This window comes from Janthinobacterium sp. BJB301 (genome assembly GCF_002735685.1).
Lineage (GTDB): Bacteria > Pseudomonadota > Gammaproteobacteria > Burkholderiales > Burkholderiaceae_D > Janthinobacterium > Janthinobacterium lividum.
Genome location: NZ_PDZJ01000006.1, coordinates 105,250 through 124,908, shown reverse-complemented (window position 1 = coordinate 124,908; position 19,659 = coordinate 105,250). Strand labels below are relative to the sequence as shown.

General features: G+C 64.2%; 21 protein-coding genes. 9 read left to right on the top strand and 12 right to left on the bottom strand.

Annotated elements, in window-relative coordinates; translation table 11 throughout:
- Nucleotides 1–114: 114 nt before the first annotated feature.
- From CSQ91_RS26065 to glcF, 3 genes are read left to right on the top strand one after another with little or no spacing between them, the layout of a single operon-like run.
- Nucleotides 115–1,605 (top strand): FAD-linked oxidase C-terminal domain-containing protein, encoded by a 1,491-nt coding sequence (locus CSQ91_RS26065; protein WP_099390032.1) that lies wholly within the window; start codon nucleotides 115–117, stop codon nucleotides 1,603–1,605.
- Nucleotides 1,606–1,621: 16 nt separating this feature from the next.
- A complete protein-coding gene (gene glcE / locus CSQ91_RS26060; protein WP_099390031.1) occupies nucleotides 1,622–2,692 on the top strand; it encodes a glycolate oxidase subunit GlcE in 1,071 nt (356 codons plus the stop codon).
- A 6-nt stretch (nucleotides 2,693–2,698) separates the two neighbouring features.
- The gene (glcF, locus tag CSQ91_RS26055) at nucleotides 2,699–3,937 is read left to right on the top strand and encodes a glycolate oxidase subunit GlcF (protein ID WP_099390030.1); all 1,239 of its coding nucleotides are present in this window, start codon (nucleotides 2,699–2,701) and stop codon (nucleotides 3,935–3,937) included.
- Here glcF and CSQ91_RS26050 read toward each other — a convergent pair.
- The 4 genes from CSQ91_RS26050 to CSQ91_RS26035 form a co-directional block, all read right to left on the bottom strand.
- Nucleotides 3,930–6,041 (bottom strand): putative bifunctional diguanylate cyclase/phosphodiesterase, encoded by a 2,112-nt coding sequence (locus CSQ91_RS26050; RefSeq protein ID WP_099390029.1) that lies wholly within the window; start codon nucleotides 6,039–6,041, stop codon nucleotides 3,930–3,932. The two genes, glcF and CSQ91_RS26050, sit on opposite strands and share 8 nt — an antisense overlap.
- 186 nt (nucleotides 6,042–6,227) lie before the next feature.
- A complete protein-coding gene (locus tag CSQ91_RS26045) occupies nucleotides 6,228–6,713 on the bottom strand; it encodes a glutathione peroxidase (protein WP_092612859.1) in 486 nt (161 codons plus the stop codon).
- A 1-nt stretch (nucleotide 6,714) separates the two neighbouring features.
- Nucleotides 6,715–7,860: a PilT/PilU family type 4a pilus ATPase gene (locus tag CSQ91_RS26040; protein WP_180278522.1), complete on the bottom strand. Its 1,146-nt coding sequence runs from the start codon at nucleotides 7,858–7,860 to the stop codon at nucleotides 6,715–6,717.
- A 3-nt stretch (nucleotides 7,861–7,863) separates the two neighbouring features.
- Nucleotides 7,864–8,907 carry a type IV pilus twitching motility protein PilT gene (locus tag CSQ91_RS26035; RefSeq protein WP_034784839.1) on the bottom strand — a complete coding sequence of 348 codons (1,044 nt, stop codon included), beginning with the start codon at nucleotides 8,905–8,907 and terminating at the stop codon, nucleotides 7,864–7,866.
- A 70-nt stretch (nucleotides 8,908–8,977) separates the two neighbouring features.
- Between CSQ91_RS26035 and CSQ91_RS26030 the strand changes: the two genes are divergently transcribed.
- Both CSQ91_RS26030 and proC read left to right on the top strand, forming a co-directional pair.
- Entirely contained in the window at nucleotides 8,978–9,679 is a 702-nt protein-coding gene (locus tag CSQ91_RS26030) for a YggS family pyridoxal phosphate-dependent enzyme (protein ID WP_099390028.1), read from the top strand.
- 22 nt (nucleotides 9,680–9,701) lie between these two features.
- Nucleotides 9,702–10,532 (top strand): pyrroline-5-carboxylate reductase, encoded by an 831-nt coding sequence (gene proC / locus CSQ91_RS26025; RefSeq protein WP_092612864.1) that lies wholly within the window; start codon nucleotides 9,702–9,704, stop codon nucleotides 10,530–10,532.
- On the opposite strand, the gene CSQ91_RS26020 is transcribed toward proC, so the two are convergent.
- From CSQ91_RS26020 to CSQ91_RS25985, 8 genes are all read right to left on the bottom strand, one after another.
- Nucleotides 10,533–11,249, bottom strand: a complete 717-nt coding sequence (locus tag CSQ91_RS26020; protein ID WP_099390027.1) for an anti-sigma factor — start codon at nucleotides 11,247–11,249, stop codon at nucleotides 10,533–10,535.
- Complete coding sequence (locus tag CSQ91_RS26015; protein WP_092613087.1) at nucleotides 11,246–11,803, bottom strand: sigma-70 family RNA polymerase sigma factor; 558 nt, start codon at nucleotides 11,801–11,803, stop codon at nucleotides 11,246–11,248. The genes CSQ91_RS26020 and CSQ91_RS26015 overlap by 4 nt, the downstream gene beginning before the upstream one ends.
- A 92-nt stretch (nucleotides 11,804–11,895) precedes the next feature.
- Nucleotides 11,896–12,453, bottom strand: a complete 558-nt coding sequence (locus tag CSQ91_RS26010; protein WP_092612870.1) for a DUF3455 domain-containing protein — start codon at nucleotides 12,451–12,453, stop codon at nucleotides 11,896–11,898.
- An 89-nt stretch (nucleotides 12,454–12,542) separates the two neighbouring features.
- Nucleotides 12,543–12,890 carry a hypothetical protein gene (locus CSQ91_RS26005; protein ID WP_099390026.1) on the bottom strand — a complete coding sequence of 116 codons (348 nt, stop codon included), beginning with the start codon at nucleotides 12,888–12,890 and terminating at the stop codon, nucleotides 12,543–12,545.
- Nucleotides 12,887–13,273, bottom strand: a complete 387-nt coding sequence (locus tag CSQ91_RS26000; RefSeq protein WP_034784855.1) for a phage holin family protein — start codon at nucleotides 13,271–13,273, stop codon at nucleotides 12,887–12,889. The genes CSQ91_RS26005 and CSQ91_RS26000 overlap by 4 nt, the downstream gene beginning before the upstream one ends.
- Nucleotides 13,274–13,329: 56 nt before the next feature.
- Nucleotides 13,330–13,686 (bottom strand): DUF883 family protein, encoded by a 357-nt coding sequence (locus CSQ91_RS25995; protein WP_034784857.1) that lies wholly within the window; start codon nucleotides 13,684–13,686, stop codon nucleotides 13,330–13,332.
- Between the two features lie 108 nt (nucleotides 13,687–13,794).
- Entirely contained in the window at nucleotides 13,795–14,649 is an 855-nt protein-coding gene (gene ubiA / locus CSQ91_RS25990) for a 4-hydroxybenzoate octaprenyltransferase (RefSeq protein ID WP_034784859.1), read from the bottom strand.
- A 77-nt stretch (nucleotides 14,650–14,726) separates the two neighbouring features.
- Nucleotides 14,727–15,665, bottom strand: a complete 939-nt coding sequence (locus CSQ91_RS25985) for a hydrogen peroxide-inducible genes activator (RefSeq protein ID WP_034784860.1) — start codon at nucleotides 15,663–15,665, stop codon at nucleotides 14,727–14,729.
- Between the two features lie 134 nt (nucleotides 15,666–15,799).
- Here CSQ91_RS25985 and CSQ91_RS25980 point away from each other — a divergent pair, with 134 nt between their 5' ends.
- From CSQ91_RS25980 to CSQ91_RS25965, 4 genes are all read left to right on the top strand, one after another.
- Nucleotides 15,800–16,039, top strand: coding sequence for a DUF3717 domain-containing protein (locus CSQ91_RS25980; protein WP_034785368.1), 240 nt, complete (start codon nucleotides 15,800–15,802; stop codon nucleotides 16,037–16,039).
- A gap of 44 nt (nucleotides 16,040–16,083) precedes the next feature.
- Nucleotides 16,084–16,566: an adenylyltransferase/cytidyltransferase family protein gene (locus CSQ91_RS25975; protein ID WP_034784861.1), complete on the top strand. Its 483-nt coding sequence runs from the start codon at nucleotides 16,084–16,086 to the stop codon at nucleotides 16,564–16,566.
- A gap of 201 nt (nucleotides 16,567–16,767) precedes the next feature.
- Entirely contained in the window at nucleotides 16,768–18,177 is a 1,410-nt protein-coding gene (locus CSQ91_RS25970; RefSeq protein ID WP_099390025.1) for a hypothetical protein, read from the top strand.
- Complete coding sequence (locus tag CSQ91_RS25965) at nucleotides 18,174–19,649, top strand: hypothetical protein (protein ID WP_099390024.1); 1,476 nt, start codon at nucleotides 18,174–18,176, stop codon at nucleotides 19,647–19,649. Before CSQ91_RS25970 ends, CSQ91_RS25965 begins: the two co-directional genes overlap by 4 nt.
- Nucleotides 19,650–19,659 lie beyond the last annotated feature (10 nt).

Sequence of the window (19,659 nt, the reverse complement as noted above, 5' to 3'; positions counted from 1 at the left end):
GACACTGCGCGCCGCCTGGCCCCGGATTTGCGGGCAAATCGGACAAAAAATGCGGCGCGCGCCACTTTTGTGCTTACAATCGTTGCACGCCCATGTCCATTTGCCCTCCATCTTATGCTCAATGCTGCCCCTGAATCCGGATTGACCGCCGCGCGCCAGCAAGCCGTCGTCGCGGCCCTGCTGGCCGTGCTGCCGGCACGCTGCGTGCTGTCCGACGCGGAAGATACGCGCCCGTATGAATGCGATGGCCTGGCCGCCTACCGCCAGCTGCCGATGGTGGTGACCTTGCCGGACACGGAAGAACAGGTCATCGCCATCCTCGGCGTCTGCCGCGCGTTGAAGGTGCCGATCGTGCCGCGCGGCGCCGGCACGGGCCTGTCGGGCGGCGCCTTGCCGATCGCCGATGGCGTGGTGCTGTCGACGGCGCGTTTGAACCGCATTGTGCGCATCGATGCCTATGCGCGCACGGCCGTGGTGCAGCCGGGCGTGCGCAACCTGGCCATTTCCGAAGCGGCGGCACCCCACGCGCTGTATTACGCGCCCGATCCTTCTTCGCAGATCGCCTGCAGCATCGGTGGCAACGTGGCGGAAAACTCGGGCGGCGTGCATTGCCTCAAATACGGCTTGACCGTGCACAATGTGCTGCGCGTACGCATCGTCACCATCGATGGCGACGTGCTGGAACTGGGCGGCGAATGCCTGGACGCTCCGGGCCTCGACCTGCTGGCCGTCTTCATCGGCTCCGAAGGCATGCTGGGCATCGTCACGGAAGTGACCGTGAAACTGATACCGAAACCGGCCACGGCCAGGGTCATCATGGCATCGTTCGACGACGTCGTCACGGGCGGCAATGCGGTTGCCAACGTGATCGCGGCCGGCATTATCCCGGCCGGGCTGGAAATGATGGACCGGACCTCCTCGCGCATGGTCGAACCATTCGTCAAGGCCGGCTACGACATCGACGCGGCCGCCATTTTGCTGTGCGAAGCGGATGGCACGCACGAGGAAGTGGAAGAGGAAATCGCCCGCATGACGGCCGTGCTGGAAGGGGCGGGCGCCAGCGCCATCGCCGTCTCGCAGTCGGAAGCGGAGCGCATGAAATTCTGGTCCGGCCGCAAGAACGCCTTTCCCGCCGCCGGGCGCATCTCGCCCGACTACTATTGCATGGACGGCACCATCCCGCGCAAGCGCCTGGCGGAAGTGCTGACGGGTATCGCCGACATGGAAACGACGCATGGCTTGCGCTGCGCGAACGTGTTCCACGCGGGCGACGGCAATCTGCATCCCCTGATCCTGTTCGACGCCAACATGCCCGGCGAATTTGAGCGCGCCGAAGCGTTTGGCGCGGACATCCTGGCCCTGTGCGTGGCCGTGGGCGGTACCATCACGGGCGAACATGGCGTGGGCATGGAAAAGATCAATTCCATGTGCGTGCAGTTTACGCGCGCCGAACTCGATGCCTTCTTTGCAGTCAAGCGCGCCTTCGATCCCCATACCTTGCTGAACCCGGACAAGGCGATTCCCACCTTGAACCGCTGCGCCGAATTCGGCAAGATGCATGTGACGGCGGGGCGGCTGCCGTTCGCCAACCTGCCCCGTTTTTAATTTTCCGGAGACCCCTTTGCAAGCGATAGCGGAACAATTCAGGCAGCGGATCCTGGCGGCCAGCGCGGCGGGCAGTCCCTTGCGCCTGCGCGGCGGCGGCACGAAAGACTGGTATGGCCAGCAGCTCGAAGGCGAGGTGCTCGATACGCGCGCGTATGCGGGCATCATCGACTATGAACCGACGGAGCTGGTGATCACGGCCCGCTGCGGCACGCCGCTGGCGGAAATCGAGGCGGCGCTGGCCGCGCGCAACCAGATGCTGGCATTCGAGCCGCCGCACTTCGGCCAGGACGCCACGGTGGGCGGCGTCGTCGCCAGCGCCTTGTCCGGCCCGCGCCGGGCCAGCGCAGGAGCCTTGCGTGACTTTGTGCTGGGCGCCGTGCTGATGGATGGCCATGGCGAGCGCCTGGCGTTTGGCGGGCAAGTCATGAAGAACGTGGCCGGCTACGATGTCTCGCGCCTGCTGGCGGGGTCCCTGGGCACCCTGGGCCTGATCCTGGAAGTGTCGCTGAAAGTGCTGCCCTTGCCGCTGCGCGAAGCGACGTTTCGCGTGGCCTGTGCGGAAATCGCCGCCTTGCGCATGCTCAATGAATGGGCTGGCAAGCCGCTGCCGATATCGGCCAGTTGCTGGCATGACGGCGTGTTGACGGTGCGCCTGTCCGGCGCCGAGGCGGCCGTGTCGGCGGCCCTGCAAGCCTTGAAAGGCGAGCTGCTGGCAGCCGATGACGCGGCCGCCTTCTGGCTGTCCGTGCGCGAGCAAACGCACGATTTCTTTACTGGCGCGGGCAGCCTGTGGCGCTTGTCGTTGCCGCCGCACGCCAGCGCCATGATTCTAAAGGGGCGCCAGATGATCGAGTGGGGCGGGGCGCAGCGCTGGCTGAAGCTCGATGGCGGCGCCGATGCCGATGGCGCACGGCACATCCGCCAGGCCGTAGCGGCCGCCGGCGGCCACGCCACCCTGTTCCGCGGCGGCGACAAGGCCGTGGGCGTGTTCCACCCGCTGGCGCCGGCCGTGGCCACCATCCACCAGCGCCTGCGGCAGGCTTTCGACCCGGCCGGCATCTTCAACCCGCACAGAATGTATTGAGCGTGCATGCAAACCAATCTCGCCGATTTCATCAAGAATACGCCGGCAGGCGACGAAGCCGAAGCCATCCTGCGCGCCTGCGTGCATTGCGGCTTTTGCACGGCCACCTGTCCCACCTACCAGCTGCTGGGCGACGAACTCGATGGCCCGCGCGGGCGCATCTATCTGATCAAGCAAGTGCTCGAAGGTGCGCCCGTCACCGCCAAGACGCAGACGCATCTGGACCGCTGCCTGACCTGCCGCAACTGCGAGTCCACCTGTCCGTCCGGGGTGCAGTACGGTCGCCTGGTCGACATCGGGCGCAGCGTCGTCGAGCAGCGCGTGCAGCGCCCCTTGCGCGAACGGGCCTTGCGCTTCGCCCTGAAGGAAGCCTTGCCGCGCCGCTGGCTGTTTACGCCCGTGTACAAGGCGGGGCAGGCGCTGCGGCCGCTGCTGTCGCAAAGCTTGCAGGATAAATTGCGACCCGGCGCCGCCGCTGGCGCATGGCCGGCGCGCCAGCACGCGCGCACCATGCTGCTGCTCGACGGCTGCGTGCAGCCGGCCATGTCGCCGAACATCAACGCGGCCACGGCGCGCGTGCTCGACGCGCTTGGCGTGCAGCTGATCGTCGCGCCGAAGGCGGGCTGCTGCGGCGCGCTGCGCCATCATTTGAACGACCAGGAAGCGGCGCTGGACGACATGCGCCGCAATATCGACGCCTGGTGGCCCTACGTAGACTGCGTGGACAGCGCGGAAGCCATCGTCATGACGGCGTCCGGCTGCGGCGCCACGGTGAAGGAATATGGCCACCTGCTGGCGCACGACGCCCGCTATGCGGAGAAGGCGCGGCGCATCGCCGCACTGACGCGCGATTTGTCCGAGATCATGCCGGCCTTCGAAGCGGAACTGGTGGCGCTGCTGAAAGGGCGCATCGGCAAAAAAGTGGCGTACCACCCGCCATGCACCCTGCAGCATGGCCAGCAGGTGCGCGGCAAGGTGGAGCAGGTCTTGCGCGCCGTCGGCGTCGACGTGCGCCTGTGCGCGGACAGCCATCTGTGCTGCGGTTCGGCGGGCACGTATTCGATCCTGCAGCCGGCACTGTCGCAGCAGCTGCGCGACAACAAGGTGGCGAACCTGGAAGCGTGCGAGCCGGAGATGATCGTGTCGGCGAATATCGGCTGCCTGAGCCACCTGCAGTCGGGCACGGAGACCCCCGTGCGGCACTGGATCGAATTGATCGACTCCGCCTTGACCCCGGTCAAATAGGCACTTCGTTGTATTGCGCGATGCGCCATTGCGGCGCAGGGATGAAATTGTTGGCCCACTCCAGCACGGCGTCGGCCGGCATGGGGCGGGCGATGCCGTAGCCTTGCGCCAGGTCGCAGCCCAGCTGGATCAGGCGCGCGCCATGCTCGACGCTTTCCACGCCTTCGGCGATCACCGTCAAGCTGAATGACCGGGCCAGGCCGATGACGGCGCGCACCAGGTGCAGGTCGTCGGGGTCGTTGAGCATGTTGCGCACGAAGCTCTGGTCGATCTTGACGATATTCGCCGGCAGGCGTTTCAGATACGACATCGACGAGTAGCCGGTGCCGAAATCGTCGAGCGCGAACGTGATGCCCAGCGCCTGGCAGGCGCGGATGATGCGGCGCACGTCTTCGATGTCGTGCAGGGCCGACGATTCGAGGATTTCCAGTTCCAGCATGCTGGCGCGCACGCCGGGAAATTCGCCGAGAATGGTTTCCAGGCGCGAGACGAAGTCCGGTTGCTGGAAGTGGCGCGCCGCGATATTCACGCTGACCACCCAGTGCTTGCCGCAAGCGACCCAGCGCTGCATCTGCCACAGGGCCTGGCGCAGCACCCATTCGCCGATGTCGATGATCAAATCCGTCTGTTCCACCAGCGGCAGGAATTGCGCGGGCGCCAGCACGCCGCGGCGTGGATGCTGCCAGCGCAGCAGCGCTTCCATGCCCACCACCGTGCCGGCGCGCATATTCACCTTGGGCTGGTAGTACAGCCGCAGTTCGCCATTGATCAGGGCCTGGCGCACTTCCGTGCGCTGGTTGTGGTGGGTACGCACTTCCTCATCGAGATTGGTATCGAAGAAGTGATACTGGTTGCGCCCCGTCAGCTTGGCCTGGTAGACGGCGTGGTCGGCGTGGCGCAGCAGGCTTTCCGTATTCAGGTCCTTGCCCGCGTAGACGGCGATGCCGACGCTGGCCGTCATGTGCAGCGCCTGCTGGTCGCAATGATAGGGGCGGCTCAGTTCCTGCATCAATTGGGTGATGTTCTGTTCGATGCTGGCGATGCTGGCCTGGCCGCACAGCAGCAGGACGAATTCATCGCCGCCCAGGCGCGCCGCGTAATGGATCTGGCCGGTAAAGGCGTGCAGGCGTCCGGCCACCTGCTTGAGGATTTCATCGCCCGCTTCTGCGCCGTAGCGGTCGTTGATGGCCTGAAAATGGTCGAGGTCGAACAGGCAGACGGCCAGCAGGCGCTGGCGTTCGCGCGCCAGGAACAGTTCCTGCTCGAAGCGGGCGGCCAGCGCGGCACGGTTGGGGAGACCCGTCAGCACGTCATTGTAGTTTTGCCAGGACAGCTTTTGCAGCGCCTGCTGCATGTGCACGGTTTCGTTCAGCTGTTCGCCCAGCTGGCGCTGGCTGGTTTTCAGCGAGGTCAGCAGTTCTTCGATATCGCCGGCCATGCCGTTGAACGACTGCGACACGGCTTGCGCCTCGGGCGTGGCGCCAGCCGCCAGGCGCACGGCGAAGTTGCCATCGCGAAAGCGGTCCGTCGCTTGCACGAGCCGCGCCAGCAGCTTGCGGTGCGAGGCCAGGATCAAACCCAGCAGGAGGAAGACGAGGACGATATTGATGGTGCTGAGCACGGCCTGCTCGCGCACCCTTTGCCACACCTGGGCCAGGGGCCGGCCGGGCGTGTAGTGCAGGTCGAGGATGCCGTCGCCGCCGTCCGGCAGCGCCACCGTCAGGCGGCTGCGGATGGCCGCCATGCCCGCCAGGCGCGCAAACCACGCCGGCACGCCGTCGGCCAGCGCATCGCTCAGCTTGTTGTCAGCCAGCACTTCGACATGCCCGCCAGCCGTATCCCAGCGCACGGAGGCGAGGCTGCGGTTCAGTGGCAGGGCGCTGCGCAGCGCTTGCTGCACGCTGTCGTGCATCGCATGCCGGTCCGTATGCACGGCCAGCGGCAGCACGCTATTGGCCAGGAACAGGTCGAGTTGCCGGGCGTCGCTCTGGTAGCGCGCATTGGCCAGCGCCGTTTCCGTACCCAGCAGGGCGTGATAGCGTACAGCGGAAACGGCGAGTATCAGGAAGGTAATAGGGATGAAGAGGCGGGAATAACTACCCATCCGCATCCATGAAGATAATATTTTCCCAAAGACTGGCATCGTTTTTTGATCGATATCTGCGAATAATTATGTAAACATTATCACCGATATTTGCTATTTGAAACACAATATTGATATCAGGCATGAAATAAATACGGTTTTATAGATTTCGCATGATTGTTGTCTTAAATCAAAGTATTGCATTTTTCACTCCTGTAGCAATTGCCGTATGTCGGCTGCCAGACTGGCCGGTTTGCTGGCCGTCGCATAGCGGCGAAAGACGCTGCCATCCTTGCGCACCAAAAACTTGGTGAAATTCCATTTGATCGACTGCGTGCCCAATATGCCGGGCGCCGCCTGTTTTAATTGCGCAAACAGGGGATGGGTATGCGGGCCATTCACGTCGACCTTGCCAAACAGGGGGAAGGTGACGCCGAAGTTTTTCTCGCAAAAGGCGCCGATCTCCGCATTCGAGCCCGGTTCCTGCTGGCGGAATTGATTACAGGGAAAACCCAGCACGACCAGGCCCTGGTCGTGAAATTCGCGGTACAGCGCTTCGAGCCCCTGGTACTGCGGCGTGAAGCCGCAGGCGCTGGCCGTATTGACGATCAGCAGCACCTTGCCCTTGTATTGCGCCAGGTCGATCGGCGTGCCGTCGAGCGCCTCGGCCTGGAAATCGTGGATGCTGGTCATGTCAGAGGAGTCCCAGTTTGGTGGCGCCCGTTTGCGGGGGCGGTTCCGGCGCCGTTGCGCCCTTGAGTTTGATCGTCAGGCGCAGGTCGTTGACGGAGTCCGCATTGCGCAGCGCGTCTTCATAGCTGATGGCGCCCCCTTCGTGCAGGTCGAACAGGGCCTGGTCGAAGGTTTGCATGCCATGCTCGCGCGATTTTTTCATCAGTTCCTTGATCTCGTGCACCTGGCCCTTGAAGATCAGGTCGCTCATCAGCGGTGAGTTGAGCAGGATTTCCAGCGCCGCCTTGCGCCCGCCGCCTTCCTTGCTGGGAATCAAGCGCTGCGAAATCATGCCCTTCAAATTCAGCGACAGGTCCATCAGCAATTGCTGGCGCCGCTCTTCGGGGAAGAAATTGATGATGCGGTCCAGCGCCTGGTTGGCGTTGTTCGCGTGCAAGGTCGCCAGGCACAGATGGCCCGTTTCGGCAAATGCGATGGCGTGGTCCATGGTGTCGCGGTCGCGTATTTCTCCGATCTGTATCACGTCGGGCGCCTGGCGCAGGGTGTTTTTCAGGGCCGTGGCCCAGTCGTCCGTATCGACGCCCACTTCGCGCTGGGTGACGATGCAGTTGCCGTGCGGATGGATGAATTCCACGGGGTCTTCGATGGTGATGATGTGGCCGTGGCTGTGCGCGTTGCGGTGGCCCACCATGGCCGCCAGCGTGGTCGACTTGCCGCAGCCCGTGGCGCCCACCATGATGACGAGGCCCCGCTTGCTCATCACGATGTCTTGCAGGATGGGGGGCAAACCCAGTCCATCGAGGGTGGGGATGGCGGTATTGATCAAGCGCAAGACCATGCCTGCCTGGCCCATCTGCACGAAGGCGGATACGCGGAAACGTCCGAGCCCCTCCGGGCTGATGGCGAAATTGGCTTCGCGGCTGGACGCGAATTCGGCCGCCTGGCGTTCGTTCATGACGGCGCGCACGTAGCCGGCCGATTGCTGCGCGTCGAGCGGGGCTGGGGCTTCTGCCAGCGGCGTCAGCTTGCCGTCGAGCTTGATGGCGGGCGGAAAGCCGGCCGTGATGAACAGGTCCGAGCCGCCCCGTGCGCGCATCTGCGCCAGCAGCGCGTGCATGGCGCCATAGTGTTCGTGCATCGTCTGCATGGCTTATCCGGGGAAGTTTTCGGGGGCCTTGGCGGCCGAGCGGGCTGTTTCCGCCGAGATCGTGCCGCGCCGCACCAGGTCGGCAAGGCACTGGTCCAGGGTCTGCATGCCCACGTTGCTGCCCGTCTGGATGGCCGAATACATTTGCGCCACTTTTGCTTCGCGAATCAGGTTGCGCACGGCCGGCGTGGCCAGCATGATTTCATGCGCGGCCACGCGGCCCGCGCCATCCTTGGTTTTCAGCAAGTTCTGCGAAATGACGGCTTGCAAGGATTCGGACAGCATGGCGCGCACCATTTCCTTTTCCTCGGCGGGGAAGACGTCGATGATGCGGTCGATCGATTTCGCCGCCGACGAGGTGTGCAGCGTGCCGAACACGAGGTGGCCCGTCTCGGCCGCCGTCAGCGCCAGGCGGATGGTTTCCAGGTCGCGCAATTCGCCCACTAAAATCACGTCGGGGTCTTCGCGTAGGGCCGAGCGCAGCGCATTGCTGAACGAATGCGTGTGCGAGCCCACTTCGCGCTGGTTGATCAGGCATTTCTTCGGTTCATGCACGAATTCGATCGGGTCTTCGATGGTCAATATATGGTGGTTCAGGCGCTCGTTGACGTGGTTCACCATCGCCGCCAGGGTGGTCGACTTGCCGGAGCCCGTCGGTCCCGTCACCAGCACGAGGCCCCGCGGACGCATGGCCAATTCGCCGAAGATGCGCGGGGCGTTGAGTTCTTCCAGGGTCAGTACCTTCGACGGAATCGTGCGCAGCACGGCCGAGGCACCGCGTTCCTGGTTGTAGGCGTTGACGCGGAAGCGGGCCAGGCCGGGAATCTCGAACGAGAAATCGCATTCCAGCGCTTCTTCATAGGCCTTGCGCTGGCTGTCGTTCATGATGTCGTAGATCATGCTGTGCACTTCCTTGTGCTCGAGCGGCGCCACGTTCAGGCGGCGCACGTCGCCGTTGACCCGTATCATCGGCGGCAGGCCGGAAGACAGGTGCAAGTCGGAAGCCTTGTTGCTGACGGAGAAAGCGAGTAGTTCGGAGATGTCCATTTATAATCCCTGTGCCTGCATTGATGGGCTGGCGCACTGTGCCGCCGCCCCTATACACTAGAAAATGATTATGTCCACAATCGAACAGAACTTGCAAGCCGTGCGCGACAGTATTGCGCAGGCCGCCGCTGACGCGCAGCGCGCGCCGGCCGACGTGACCCTGCTGGCCGTCTCGAAGACCTTCGGCGCGGATGCCGTGCTGGCAGCCATGCGCGCGGGCCAGGCGGCGTTTGGCGAAAACTATCTGCAGGAAGCGCTCGACAAGATTGCCTTTGTGAAGGAAGCCGCACCGCAGCAAGCCCCGGCCTGGCATTTCATCGGCCCCATCCAGAGCAACAAGACGCGCCCCATCGCCGAGCATTTCGACTGGGTGCACACGGTGGAACGGGAAAAGATCGCCGCGCGCCTGTCCGAACAGCGCCCGGCCGGCTTGCCGGACCTGAATATCTGCCTGCAAGTCAATATCAGCGGCGAGGCCAGCAAGAGCGGCGTGACGCCGGCCGAATTGCCAGCGCTGGCGCGCGCCGTGGCGCAGCTGCCGCGCTTGCGTTTGCGCGGCCTGATGACCATCCCCGAGCCGGAAACGGAGCTCCAGCTTCAGCGCGTTGCCTTTGCGCAATTGCGCGCGCTGTACGAACAATTGAATGCCGAAGGGCTGGCGCTCGATACCCTGTCGATGGGCATGTCGGCCGACTTGCGCGCCGCCGTGCTCGAGGGTGCCACCATCGTGCGCGTGGGCAGCGCCATCTTCGGCTCCCGCAACTATTCCTAACTGATTGACAGAAAGCATAACCATGACGACAGAATTGAATATCGCCTTTGTAGGCGGCGGCAACATGGCGGCCGCCCTGATCGCGGGCCTGGCGGGCAAATTGACCCTGGGCGGCAATATCCACGTGATCGACCCGCACGCGCCCGCGCTGGAAAAACTGCAGGCGCAATTCGGCGTCACGACGGCGGCTTCCGCCGGCGAGGCATTGCGCGGCGTGGATGTGATCGTGCTGGCCGTGAAACCGCAAAGCATGCGCGAAGTGGCAGCCCAGTTGCTGCCTTTCCTCGACGGGGATAGGGCGCCATTGATCCTGTCGATCGCGGCCGGCATCCGCGCGGCCGACCTGTCGCGCTGGCTCGGCGACTACCCCGCCATCGTGCGCTGCATGCCGAATACGCCGGCCCTGATCGGCATGGGCATCACGGGCATGGTGGCCAGCAGCGGCGTGAGCGAGGAACAGAAGAAGATGGCGGACGCCATCCTGCGCGCCGTCGGCCAGACCGTCTGGCTCGATGACGAAGCCAAGATCGACCCCGTCACGGCCGTGTCGGGCAGCGGTCCCGCCTATGTGTTTTACTTTATCGAGGCGATGCAGCAGGCGGCCGCCGAACTGGGCTTGACGCCCGAGCAGGGCACGCAGCTGGCGATTGCCACCTTTACGGGCGCCGCGCAACTGGCGGCCAATTCCAGCGAACCCGTGTCCTTGCTGCGCGAGCGGGTCACGTCGAAAGGCGGCACGACGTATGCGGCGCTCACCAGCATGGAAGAGAGCGGCGTGAAAGCGGCCATCGTCAAGGGCATCAAGGCGGCCGCGCAACGGGGGCGCGAGATGGGTGACGAGCTGTCGAAGTAATTAGATCACCTTGACGGCGCGGCCTATGTATAAAATCGGTCCTGTCGGCCGGCCCGTTGGCGAGCCTGCTTCCGGCTCCAGGGTGATTTCAAACAGTTGATCGGCTTGCAGCGGCGGCAGCTTATCCAGGGTCAGCTTGAGGCTTTGCCCCGGCTTGACGAGGCCCAGCGAGACAGGCGCGCCCCAATCCTTGCCCTTGGTCCAGAATTGCAGGGCTTTTTGCTGCGGCACGCTCGTCGGACCCAGCGGGATCAGGCTCAGGTCGCGGTTCTTGCCGCCGCGTCCGCCCGCCTGCACGATCCAGCCCGGCGATTTATCCTGCGGCGCCACCAGCACCACCAGATAACCGGGTCCGCCCGGCGCTTGCAGCTGCACGCTGACCAGCACGGCCAGCACGGCTGTCCCCACCAGGCCGCCGCCGGCCAGCAGTCTCCAGAAGGCCAGGCTGTTCCACCACGCTTGCCAGCCGCCCGCCTGCTGCACGGCTTTCGGCGTGAACAGGCTGGCGCTGATGCGCGGCCACAGTTGCGCCGAGGGTGTTTCGGGCGGCGCCAGGGTGGTCAATGGCAGCAAGCGCTGTTCCCAGGCATCGACGGCGTCGCGCAAGGCGGCATCGCGCGGCAAGCGCTGTTCCACTTCCGCGCGTTCGGCCAGTTCCAGGGTGCCCAGCACATATTCGCTGGCCAGCCTGTGCAATTCCTCGTCGCTGTTGATCATCCCATGCACTCCCGCAAGGCGGCCAGGCCCCGCTTGACCCAGGCTTTGACGGTCCCCAGCGGCGCTTGCAGGCGCTGCGCGATTTCGCTGTGGGAACAGCCATCGACGTAGGCGTACAGGATGCTATTGCGCTTGGCTTCATCCAGGTGGCCGAGGCAATCGTGCAGCTTGCCCAGGTCCGCCTGGTCGGCATAGGCCTCGCCCGCGTCGTGGCCTTGGCGTTGGTGCAGCAGGGTTTCCACGGTATCCTCGTCGGCTGACAGTTCATGGGCGCGGGCGCGCGCCATGTCCAGCGCCTGGTGCCGCACCACCACATAGATCCAGCCCTTGCCGCTGCCGCGCGTGGCGTCGAAGCTGCCGGCGCGGCGCCAGATATTCAGGAAGGCGTCGTGCAGCACGTCTTCGGCCAGGGCCCGCTGGCGCACGATGCGCAGGGCCACGCCCAGAAGGTAGCGGCTTTCCTGCTGGTACAGGCCGTGCAATGCCTGCTGCTCGCCCCTGGCGCAGGCGCGCAGGGCGGCATCGTAATCGTAAGGGGCGGCTAGCGTTGGCAAGGTTGGCGCAATCGTCAAGAGTAAACGGTTAGCAAGTTTTCAAGGCCGAGTATAGGCCAGAAACCCGCTTGCCAACCGTCGCTTTCACTGATTTATGCGGCCTTCCAGAAAATGTAGTCGGCTTGATAGGGCACCCATTGTTTGGTGCCGACGGATTCCATGCCGCAGGGGCTGCTTGGCGCCACGCCACCGCTGGTGGCCACGCGCTGGATGTAGCTGACGCCCTGCATGGCGCCGCTGCCCGTGGCCGGGTTGGCTTTCACCAGCTGATACGGAATGTTGCCGGCGCCGGCCGGCGCCACGGCCACTTGCGTCGCCGTGACTTTCGAGCCATCCAGGTTGGCCCAGGTGGCGGGTGGGCCGACATACGTGCCGACCTGCATCCCGCTGCGGTCGTTCAGGGCCGCGTCCGGGCCCACGAAGACCCATTCATGGCCCGTCATGTCTTTCTTGGCCTTGCATTCGTAGGCGATCTTGCCCACGCCCACCGTTTGCATGGCTACCTGGTGGCCATCGGGCACCTTGACGGCATTCGGTAATTGTTCCTGCGAATAGCGGGCACTCATGGGGGCACAGGCGGCCACGAGCAGGGCGGCGCACAGCACGGTGAGCGAAGGGGCGGTATGGCGTGGGGCGATGGTGGCAAGCATGGCGAACTCCTGGTAGTTGGCTCAACCGGCTGGTTGATACCATTACTACGCATGGGCTGGCCATTTGGATGCAGCCAGAGAAAAATATTCTAAGGCTGCGTTTCTCTCTTGCTGAATCGCCGCGCCAGGGCCAGCACGACGGGCATGGCGGTGGTGGCGTGCTTGAGCAGCGCGCCGCTCGCCCGCAGCAGCGGCAGGAAACGGCGCGGGCGCACGAGCAGCAAACCCAGCACGGCGCCCCCTATCATCAGGGGAATTTTAAAGCGCGTGGCCAGGGTGTGGCGCAGATTGCCGCCCGTTAAAGGCTCCAGCAATTGGCGCGTCTGCACGCCCAGGGCCAGGCGCTGCAGCGCACATTCGGCCAGCAGCGCGTCGCGCCGCTGTGCCAGGCTGGCGGCCGTGTGCACATGCGATAACTTGGTGGGATGCGTGGTCATGGCCGCTCCGATCCCCGGCGCGCCAGCAGTTGCAGCTCGTCCAGGTCTTTGTTCAGTTCGGAAAGTGTAAAAGAAAGCAGTTTCGGCTTGCTGCGGAAACTGGCGCGCACGCCCAGCAGGGTGGCGATGGCGGCGCCGATGAAGACGGCGGCCGTGATGGCGATGGCGGCGATGCGGTGCGTATCCCAGAACAGCACGATGACGAGGAACACGATCAAGACCAGGCCGACAAACAGGCACAGCAGTGCCAGCATGGCCAGCGCCAGATAGGACAGGAAGCGCAGCGACTCTTCTTCCATTTCCACGGCCGCCAGGGCCAGACGGGTCTGGACGATGGCGGCGAGGGTCGCTGCGACTTGGGCGACATGGTGCAAGATAGCCATATGCTGCCTTTCGCGTCAGGAGACGGCCTGCGCCGTCGGTACTGCGTCGTTACTATCTAGCGGCGTGACGAGGAAAGCAGCAGGCCGAACAGCACGCCGATGACGGCGCCCGCGCCCACGGCTTTCCATGGATTGTCCTGCACGTATTCATCGGTGGCCTTGGCCGCCTGCTTGGTACGTTCGAGCAAATCTTCTTCCAGCTTGATCAAGTCTTTCTTGGCCGTTTCCAGGGTGGCGATGAACTTGTCCTTGACGGCTTTGACATTCTCGCCCGTCTGATCCTTGGCGCCATCGAGCCAGCCTTCCGCTTCATTGATGACGGTTTTCAGGTCGCCGACCAGTTTGTCGCGGGCCTTGTCGGCGTCGGCGAGGATGCTGTCGCTGCTGGATTTTCCGGTATGTATCGAGCTCATGTATTACCTCATGGAAGTGAAACTGCACAGTGAAATACCAGTGTAGGCAGCTGCGGCCAGGCCTGTCTTGCGCCGCCTCAAGGGCTGCCGCGGCGCAAGGATCATTGATTAACGGAAAGCAAAGTCCAGTACCACGCCCGCAAACACCGCCGCTCCTAGCCAGTTATTATGCCGGAATGCCGCAAAACACGGCATACGCTCGCGTGCGCGTATCAGGGTGTAGTGGTAAACGGCGCAGCCGGCCGCCACCAGCAAGCCCGCCACGAACCAGTAACGCAAGCCCAGGTACCAGCCGCATGCCAGCCACAGCAGCAGGAAAACGGCATAGCAGGCCATGACGATGGCCACGTCGTAGCGGCCAAAGGTGATGGCCGAGGTCTTGATGCCGATCTTCAGATCGTCGTCGCGGTCGACCATCGCGTATTCCGTATCGTAGGCCACGGCCCAGAAGACATTGCCCAGCAGCAGCAGCCAGGCGACGGCGGGCACGGCATCCGTGATGGCGGCAAAGCCCATGGGGATGCCGAAGCCGAAGGCGATGCCCAGGTACGCTTGCGGGATGGCAAAGAAACGCTTGAAATAGGGATAGGTGCCGGCGATGATGACGGCGGCCACGGACAGCTGCTTGGTCAGCGCATTCAGGGGCAGGATCAGGCAAAAGGCCAGCACGGTCAGCACGCCAGCCACGGCCAGCGCTTCCTTGCCGCTGATGCGGCCGCTGGTGATGGGACGCTCGGCCGTGCGTTTGACGAATTTGTCGATATCCTGGTCGGCGTAGTCATTGATGGCGCAGCCTGCCGAGCGCATCAGGAAAGTGCCGAGGGTAAAGATCAGCAGCAGCCGCCAGTCCGGCACGCCCTGCTGCGCCAGCCACAGCGCGCACAGGGTAGGCCACAGCAGCAATACGGTACCGATAGGCTTGTCCAGCCGTATCAGGCGGAAATACAGCGCCAGCTTGTTCATGGAAGACTCGATCTTGTTGAAGAGAAAGGTCGATTATCGCAAATAGTATGTAAATGTACTATTTTGCGCCTGGGGCGCTAGTCTTCGTCCTCGCAGAGCGGCGTAATGCCCGGCAAGTTGCAGCTGGCGATGGCCGCGCACAGGGCGTCGATGGCGGCCTTGCGCGTAAAGCTCTTGCGCCACAGCATCACCACCCGGCGCGATGGCACGGGGGCGGCGAAGGGCCGGTATTCGAGCATGCCGTCGGTGGCGTGCATATTCGCAACGGAGGCGCGCGGCAAGACCGTCAGGCCGATGCCGCTGGCGACCATGTGGCGGATGGTTTCCAGCGAGGAACCTTCGAACGTGCGCTGCATGCCGTTGCCGGGCGAGGAAAAACGCGCCATTTCGGGGCACACTTCCAGTACCTGGTCGCGGAAACAGTGGCCATTGCCCAGCAGCAGCATGGTTTCCGATTTCAAGTCTTGCGCGGCGATTTTGTCGCGCGCCGTCCACGGATGCTGGCGCGGCATGGCGACGACGAACGGTTCGTCATACAGTTCCTGCATGGCCATGCCGTGGTCGGGCAGGGGCAGGGCCATGATGGCCACGTCCAGTTCGCCCTGGCGCAGCAATTCGAGCAGGCGAACCGTGAAGTTTTCCTGCAAGATCAAGGGCATCTGCGGTACCTGGTCTATCATGGCCTTGACCAGCGGCGGCAGCAGGTAGGGGCCGATCGTGTAGATCACGCCCAGGCGCAGGGGGCCGGCCAGCGGATCCTTGTTTTGCTTGGCGAGTTCCTTGATGGCGGCCGTCTGTTCCAGCACGCGCTCGGCTTGCGCAATGATCTGCGCGCCCAGTGGCGTGACGGAGATTTCCGCGCCGCCCCGTTCGAACAGGACCACGCCCAATTCGTCTTCGAGTTTCTTGATGGCCACTGACAGGGTGGGCTGGGCAACGAAGCAAGCTTCGGCGGCATGGCCGAAGTGCTTCGCTCGCGCGACTGCAACGATATATTTCAGTTCAGTCAGTGTCATAGGTTGATTGAAACACAGGAAGTGCTTACTTGCAATGAATGAAAGGTGGCGCAAACGTGAAACTGTGGCGCCGATGGCGTATTGTAGCGGATCGCCCCCTATAATGCGGGACCGGGCAGCGAAGGGAGATGGCGATGGAATTGCACCTGCAGGCGCTGGAAGCGGCAATCAATTACTGGCGTGCCAGGCAACCGGCGCGCGGCAATGAATATGCGCTGTCGCCGTCCGTCAGCCGCCTGGCCGGCGTGTATGCGCTGATGATTTACTACCGGCAAGATCGCATCGCCGAAGAAGGGCTGGACCCGGCCGTCGTGGCCTTGATCGATGCCTGGCGCCGGGATGCCGGCGGCATCCAAGGCGATAGTCACGCCTGAACGTGACGGTATCGTCACCCTATTTAACCCAACAAGAGATATCCATGCCTGATTTTGAAAACAAACTGTGCGGCCGTGACGAACTGCGCGCCCGCGCCGCGGCCCTGCCGAAACCGGTGGTGGTGACGAACGGCGTGTTCGACATTTTGCACCGCGGCCACGTAACGTATCTGGCGCAGGCGCGCGCGCTGGGCGCCTCGCTGATCGTTGCCGTGAATACCGATGCTTCAGTGAAACGCCTGGGCAAGGGCGATGACCGCCCCCTGAACAGCTGCGAAGACCGCATGGCCGTGCTGGCTGCGCTGGAAGCGGTGAGCCTGGTCGTGCCGTTCTCGGAAGACAGCGCCCTGGAAGTGGTGCTGGACATCGAACCGGAAATCTATGCCAAGGGCGGCGACTACGACATGGCGGCCATTCCGGAAGGCAAGGCCGTACTGGCGTATGGCGGCCAGGCCGTGGCCATCGATTTCGAGCACGACCGTTCGACCACCAAGCTGTTGACGAAAGTGCGGACGCAGCAGGGCTGAGGAAGCTCGTCAATGTTTCCATACAGATAAAAAGACGTTACTATGAGAACTGCCAGGGCTGCGACCTCGTTTCGTCAGCCCCAGCACGTTCCACCGTCTGAATGCATTGCTTGTCATAGAAAATAAATGGATCATAAAACTTCTGGGGATTGGCCACTGCCCTCCGGCGCCTGGCACGTGGATGACGATGGCGCGTGGAGCATGCAACGCAGCGCGGACGGCCAGAACGTCTCGCCCTTGGTGAGCCATGCCGATATCGGCAAGCTGATGCTCGCGCGGCGCCTGCCCGCAGCCGCCGGCGCGCCCGTGCGGCAATTTCCGCCCGAATTTTCGTTCGACCCCGCCTCGGGCGCGACCTTGCAAATGCCGCCCGACACGGCCGCCACGCCGCCCTGGGTGCCGCCCTACGGCGCATATCCCGTCAGCGACGTGCCGCCAGCGGGCCCGGCCGGCTTGCGCCAGGCCAGCGTGCCCCTGAAACTGGCCGACCAGCGCGCCCGCGAAGAGCATGCGCAAGCCGATGCTTCGCTGCCCATGCCGCCGCCCGGCGAATACGAATTCTTTTCCGCGCAGTTCGGCACCAGCGCGCCTGCGCTGCTGGCGCTCGACCCGCGCAAGGCCGTCTTGCACGCCTGGCTGCCCGCCTCGAAACGCTGGCTGGCGCTGGACCCCGACTATGGCAGCTTGCTGGCCGAATCGGACCTGGCCCACGGCGCCTGGCGCGCCGAGCTGGTGCCGGAGTTCAACAGCGTGCTGGTCTTGCCGACCAGCCATGGCCTCGCCTGCATCCGCCCCGACGTGCCTTCGCTCACCTATGTGGTCGAGCATGTGGGCGGCGCGCCGTGCGCGGCCGCGCCCGTCTGGTTCCAGAGCCGTTTGTGGGCGCCGCTGCGCGACGACGATGGCCGCATCCGCTTTGTCAACCTTGACGCGCAACAAAAGCCGGGCAGCGACGTGCTGCTCGACGGCGTGGTTGAGCTGGGTACCGTCAGCGCGCCCGTGGCCTACAACCGCATGGCCGTGTGGCCCTGCGCCAATGGCCAGCTGCGCCTGCAATTGCAGCCGGACGGCAACGTGGCCGCTTCGTTTACGCCTTGGCCCGAAGGGCTGGTGCCGCATTTCGAATTCGGCAGCCCGTACGTGTCGCGCGATGGCGGCCTGTGGCAGCTGTGCTTCGAGCGTGGCCGCGGCACCTATGTCTACGTGAAACTGGGTGCGCAGTCCGAACGGGCCGATGCGCTGGCGCCGCGCCTGTGTTCGGGCAGCTTCAATTACCGCTTCGCCACCAAGCTGAAAACGGCGCCGTGGGAAGAGCCGGAACATGGCGACGATGGCGGCAAGAACCAGGCTGTCATGCCCTTGCTGGAATCGGGTGCCGGCAGCAGCGTCTTTGGCGTGAAGTTTGCCACCAGCGCCGGCCTGTCGAGCGTGCTGCGTTCGAACGAGCGCCTGGCGGCCCAGCTGGTACAGGACGACGAGTTGCGCGAAACCGTGTTTCATACCTTTGCCGTCAGCGAGCCGTGGCGCGTGCGCCTGTTTGTCCATGAAGGCACCTTGTGGGCGTATCACCCGCTGCTGTCGCGCATCGATGGCTGGGCCTTGCAGGCATGAAGGCGCGCGTCCTGATCGCGGCCGGCGCCGCCTTCCTCTCGTTCGCCACCGCCAGCGTGCAGGCGGCCGGCATCCAGCAAGCGTTTCTCGTGCAAAATTCGGGCTGGATGGAGCCGTTTTACACGGATGAGCATTCGCAACTGAAAGCCCTGGTGGGCGCTGTGGCGCAGGCCGCGACGAGCCCGTCCGACAAGGTCTACACGCTGGCCTTCAGCCAGAGCAGCGGCGCGCACGTGTCGCCGTCGCTGCTGGGGCAAGGGCAGGGCGGCGCCGGCGTGGCGGGACAGCTGGCCAATCTCGGCCTGGCGCGCAAGAGCGCCGGCGGCGCGCTGGCCGACACGGATTTCCAGGAAGCCGTGACAAAAACCATCACGGGGCCGTTCCAGTCCGCGTCCGGCATCGTGTGGATCTTTACGAATAACAAGAACAGCCCGAACAACGACAGCCAGACGGCCGAGCGCAACCGCGACTTTTACCGCTTGCTGCATCTGGAGCCGTCGATCACCAAGACGGTGGTGTTTCCACTGCGCATGCCCGTGCAGGGCAAGCTGTACAGCGCCAGGGGCTTGATGGTGTATGCGCTGGCGTATGGCCAGCCGGCGTCCGAGGCTTTGACCCGCATCCTGGCCGAAGGGCGGCTGTCGCAAGTGCTGACGCGCCCGCCCGCGCGCCTGAAACCGGTGGACCAGGATGCCGTGCGCATCGTGCCCCAGTCCGTCAAGAACAGCGCCAACGTACACGCCAGCCTGGGCCGCGACGGGCGCACCATCGTGCTCGACGTCGATGCGGCGAACCTGGTGCCGCAAGTGGTGCTGCAGGCGTCCTTGCAAAACATGTTTTTCCCGTACGTGATCGACAGCGCCAGGGTGCACGCCAGCCTGGCCGGCCAGAACGCGCCTTTGCACGTTGCGCCGGATCAAATCCGCCAGTTGCAGCCGGGCGCCAGCCAGTCCGTGCTGGTACAGTTCGCGTTGCCGATGGCGCAAATTCCGTCGCCGTGGTCGGCGCAGGCGATCGCCGCCATGGGCAAGCAGGTGATGCTGCCCATGCAGGCGCAGGTGGGCCTGTCGGAACAGCGGCTGGCGCTGGCGTCCAGCTTTGGCAAGGATTTGCAGGAATTGTTTCCGGGCGACCCGATATCCAGCATGTTTACGCCGCCCGACAGCGTGCGCGCCTCGCAGGCAACGATACCGTTGCTGGTGCGCATACAGTATCCACTGCTGCCCGTGCTGGTGATACTGGGCGGCGTGCTGGCGCTCGTGCTGGGCTTGCTGGCGCTGGGCCTGGTCGGCACGCGCGCCACGCGCTACAAGGTGCTGGCCGATGGCGTGCAGCGGCAAGTGTTATTAAAACCGTTCAAGAGCGTGCAGATCCGCGATGATGACGGCCGCGACATTGGCGAACTCAAACGGGGCCTGGGCAAGCCAGCCGTCGTGCGCGTGGCCGAAGGCCATACCTTGACCCTGGCCTGAACACAGATTC